General features: G+C 68.8%; 1 protein-coding gene. It reads right to left on the bottom strand.

Annotation, left to right across the window (positions count from 1 at the left end; translation table 11 throughout):
• The coding region (locus K8625_RS43370; RefSeq protein ID WP_223786079.1) for a non-ribosomal peptide synthetase at positions 1-5,191 on the bottom strand (5,191 nt) is incomplete at both ends.

Raw genomic sequence — 5,191 nt, 5'->3', positions numbered from 1 at the left:
CACCTCGGGGCCCACTCCCACGCTCCTCAAGTGGTGCGCCAGCTGGTTCGCTCTCTCGTTGAGCTGCCCGTACGTCAATGACTCACCGGCGGCGTCGACCACCGCGACCGCATCAGGTCCAGCGGCCACCGTCGCTTCGAACAGCCCGGCCAGGGTCTGCTCATGCAACGACCGCGGGCTCTGTCCGTGCTGGCGTCGCGCCTCCTGCTGTTCATTCTCACGAGGCTCTGCGCCAAGCCTCTCCGCGCGCGATGAGCCTCGGCCGCTCCACGCCACCACCCGCCGCCGCTCCTCCTCCGTCTCCAGCGGCAACTCCCTCACACGCTTCCCCCACCCCTCCACGCCCCCTTCCAGCACTCGCCTCACGTGCCTCATCAACCGCTCCGCTGTCCCTTCCTCGAACAGGTCGCTGTTGTAGTTCAGCACCACCGCCACTCCGTCCGGCCCCTCTCCCACGAGCAACGAGAAGTCGAACTTCGACGTCTTCGTGTCCGTCTCCAGCCCCTTCAGCACCAGCCCCTTCCCCAGCTTCACCTCCACCCCGGGCGTGTTCTGCAACGTCAGGCTCACCTGGAACAGCGGACTGCGGCTCAAATCCCGTTCCGGCAGCAGCTCCTCCACCAGCTTCTCGAATGGCACGTCCTGGTGAGCGTACGCACCCAACGTCACCTCCTTCGCCCTCCCCACCAACTCCCCGAACGTCTCCCCCTCCTCCACTCGCCCTCTCAGCACCAGCGTGTTCGCGAAGTACCCGATCAGCCCTTCGGTCTCCGCGTGCGTACGCCCTGCAATCGGGAAACCCACCACCACTTCCCGCTGCCCCGCGTGCCTCGACAGCACCACCTGGTACGCGCTCAGCAACACCATGAAGGGTGTCACCCCTTCACGACGACTCACCTCCTCCACCTTCCTCCATAGCTCCTTCGGCCACTGCGTCTGGACGAAGCCACCCCGGAAGCTTTGCGCCGCCGGCCTCGGTTTGTCCGTCACCAACTCCAGAGCCCTTGGCGCTCCCTCCAACTGCTTGCGCCAGTACTCCACCTGCTGCTCCAGCACCTCCCCCTGCAACCACCCTCGCTGCCACTCCGCATAGTCCCCGTACTGCACCGGCAGCTCGCCCAGCGGCGACGGATTCCCCTCCGCATACGCCCCGTAGAGCGCCGCCACTTCCCTCACCAACAGCCCCGTCGACCAGCCGTCCGACACGATGTGGTGCAGCACCACCACCAACACGTGCTCCTCCTCGGAGAGCCTCACCAACGTCACCCTCAGCAGCGGTCCGCGCGACAGATTGAACGGCCGCGCGACCTCCTCGCCGACGAGACGCAGCAACGTCGACTCTCGCTCCGTCTCCTCGTGCAGATCGACTCGACGGAACTGGAACGGCGATGGTGGGGAGATCACCTGCACGGGCACACCGCCCTCATCAGGGAAGCTGGTGCGCAGGTTCTCGTGACGACGAATCACCTCGGAGAACGCTCGCTCCAGCGCCTCCACATCGAGAGCCCCCTCCAACCGGAGCGCCGACGGGACGTTGTACGTGACACTCCCAGGTTCGAGCTTGTCGAGGAACCACAGGCGCTGCTGAGCGAAGGACAACGGCAGTGCCCCCTGCCGCGCGGAGGGCCGCAACGCCGGTACCGAAACGGCTCGCGCGACCTGCTCCACCTTGCGCGCAAGTCCCTCCAGCGTGGGCGCCTCGAAGAGCGCCCTCAGCGGCACCTCCACGCCCAGCGAGCCACGCAGCCGCGCCACCACCTGCGTCGCGATGAGCGAATGCCCACCCAGCGCGAAGAAGTCATCGTGACGACTCACGCGCTCGACTCGCAGGACCTCCTTCCAGATGGAGGCCAGCGACTCCTCCATCGGCGTCGCGGGCGGCACATGCACCGCGCCTGAAGCCAGAGCCCCCGCCTCCGGTTCGGGCAACGCCCGGCGATCCAGCTTGCCATTCGGCGTCAGCGGCAACGCCTCCAGCATCATGAAGCCCGAGGGCACCATGTGCGCGGGCAAGCGCTCCTGGAGGAAGCCTCGCAACATCCCCAGGTCCACGACTCCCGAGGCGCTCGCGATGACATACGCGACCAGCCGCTTGTCACCAGCCGCGTCCTCGCGAGCCACCACCACCGCGTCACCCACCGAGGGATGCTCGCGCAGGACCGCCGCCACCTCTCCAGGCTCCACGCGGAAGCCTCGCACCTTCACCTGGAAGTCCGCGCGGCCCAGGAACTCCACCCTGCCATCCTCGAGCCACCGCACCCTGTCCCCCGTGCGGTACATCCGAGCCCCCGACACAGGGCTGAACGGGTCCGGACCGAAACGCTCCGCCGTCAGGTCAGGGCGCCCCAGATACCCACGCGCCACCTGCTCGCCGCCGATGAACAGCTCGCCGGGCACTCCGGTCGGCACCGGACGCAGCTCGGCATCCAGCACGTACACGCGCGCCTTCGCCAACGGCCGCCCCAGCGGCACGGTCGCCGCCCGGACCACCGCATCCACCGGTCCCGCGAGCACACCCACGGTCGTCTCCGTGGGGCCGTAGTGGTTGAACACCTCCAGCGTCGGGGCCAGGGCACGCACCTGCTCCGCCAGCGCCCACGTCGAGGATTCGCCACCCAGGACCAGTCGCTTGCGAGGCAGCACTCGCGCCGGCTCCGGCGCCGTCAACCAGGCGGAGAGGTGCGCGGGCACCATCTTCACGCAGTCCACCGGGTGACGCTGGAAGTACTCCGCCACGCCCATGGGATTCCCCATGCGCTCGGACGAGAGGACATGCAGCACGCCTCCCGTACACAGCGCCGGGAACAGCACCGTGTTGCCCAGGTCCGCGCCGAAGGTGGACACCAACGCGAAGCTCGCGCACTCACGCAGCCCGAGCCGCTCGGTCGCGGCCTGGACGTAGTTGACCAGCGCCCCGTGTGACACGGCCACGCCCTTGGGACGCCCCGTGCTGCCCGAGGTGAACAACACGTATGCGGTGTTCTCCGGCGCGACCAGCACGGCCGGCGCGGCTGCTGAATGCCCCGCTAGCAGCGCGGCGTCCCGGTCCATCAACACCCGATGCGCGGCGCAGGCCTCGAACGAAGCAGCGTGACGAGACTCCGTCACCACGACGGGCGCGGCGACCTCCTCCACGAGCACGCGAAGACGCGTCGCGGGCTGTGCTGGCTCCAGCGGCACGTAGGCACCTCCGGCCTTCAGGACACCCAGCAGCGCCACCACCAACTCCACGCTCCGCTCCAGGCACAGCGCCACCGGGACGTCGGGCCCGACGCCGAGCTCCCGCAGATGCCTCGCGAGCTGATTGGCTCGTGCGTCGAGCTGCGCGTACGACAGCAGCACGTCCTCGTAGCGCACGGCGGGCGCCATGGGGGTTCGGGCCGCCTGTTGCTCGATGAGCACATGCAACGGCGCCGCGTTCGAGAAGTCCGCAGGGGTCGTGGACCACGAGCCCAGGACCTGTTGCCGCTCGGCTGGCGTCATCAGCGGCAGCGCGGAGAGGCGCTGGCCAGGGTTCGCGGTGAGCGCCTCCAGCAGCACCTGAAGGTGCGCCACCATGCGCGCCGCCGTGGACTCGGAGAACAGGTCCGAGTTGAACAGCAGTGTTCCCGTGATTCCCTCCGAGGTCTCGCTCAGGTTCAGGGACAGCTCGAAGCGCGCGGCCTCCGTGCCCTCCGTCTCCAACGGCACGAGGGACAACGCGGGGAGCTCGAGCGCCTCCACCGGAGCGTTCTGCAGGACGAACAGGACCTGGAACAGCGCGGTGCGGCTCAAGTCGCGGGCGGGACGCAGCGCCTCCACCAGCTTCTCGAAGGGGAGGTCCTGGTGCTCGTAGGCCCCGAGCGTGGTCTCACGGACCTGGGCCAGCAGTTGGAGGAACGTCTCCGCGGGCTGCACCCGCGCGCGCAGGACCAACGTGTTGACGAAGAAGCCGATGAGGCCCTCCGTCTCCGCATACCGGCGGCCCGCGATGGGCGATCCCACGCTGATGTCGTCCTGCCCCGAGTAGCGGGACAGCAACACCTGGAACGCCGAGAGCAACACCATGAATGGGGTGGTTCCCGTCTCGCGGGCCAGCGCGCCCACCGCGTCTCGCAGCGCGCCCGGGAGCCGTACGGGGACGGTGGCGCCTCGCTGCGATTGGACCGCGGGGCGAGGCCCCTTGATGGGCAACTCCAGATGCGGGGGCGATCCGGCGAGCCGCTCCCTCCACCAGTCGAGCTGCGTCTCCAGTCGCGTTCCGCTCAGCCACTCGCGTTGCCAGAGCGCGTAGTCCGCGTACTGCACAGGGAGCGCGGGCAGCGGTGCCTGTTGTCCCTCGGAGAAGGCCACGTAGAGCGCGCCGAGTTCTCGCACCAGCACGCCCAGGGACCAGCCGTCCGAGACGATGTGGTGCATCACCAGCGACAGCACATGTTGCTCGGGAGCGAGTCGGAGCAGCGTGGCGCGCAGGAGCCTGGGCTGTCCGAGGTCGAACGGGCGCAGCGACTCCTCGACGGCACGGCGCCGCACCGCGCTCCGGCGGCCCACTTCGGACAACGCGCTCAGGTCCTCGAAGGCGAGCTGGAAGTCGTCGGGGGCGTGGATGACCTGGACTGGCTCCCCCTCGTGCAGGGCGAAGCTGGTGCGCAGGGATTCGTGACGCGCCACCAATGCGGAGAACGCGCGCTCGAGCGCGTCGATTCGCAGCGCCCCATTCACCTGGAGGTGGATCGGTACGTTGTAGGCGGCGCTGCCAGGAGAGAGCTGTTCGAAGAACCACAGGCGCTGCTGCGCGAACGACAGCGGCGGCGGGCCAGAGCGAGGCCGAGGGACCAGTGGGAAGACGTCGGGCGTCGTGCTGTCCCCACGCGAGGAATCGAGACGTCTCGCGAGCGCTTCGAGGGTCGGTGCTTCGAAGAGAGTCCGCAGCGGGAGGTCAATGCCAGTGAGTGCGCGCACTCGCGCCACCACCTGCGTCGCCAGCAGCGAGTGTCCTCCGAGTTCGAAGAAGTCGTCCTTCCTCCCGACTCGCTTCGCTCCCAGCACTTCGCTGAACACCTCCGCCAGCTTCGCTTCCAACCCCTCTCGTGGTGCTTCGTAGGCGTCTTCCGGTGACGTCACCGCCTCCGGCTCCGGCAGCTCCCTGCGGTCCACCTTCCCGTTCGCCGTCAGCGGCAGCGCCTCCAGCACCACCACCACCGTCGGCACC

Source organism: Myxococcus sp. AS-1-15 (assembly GCF_020037055.1).
Classification (GTDB): domain Bacteria; phylum Myxococcota; class Myxococcia; order Myxococcales; family Myxococcaceae; genus Myxococcus; species Myxococcus fulvus.
The sequence above is the reverse complement of the archived record's forward strand: the minus strand, read 5'-3'. Positions and strand labels throughout refer to the sequence as shown.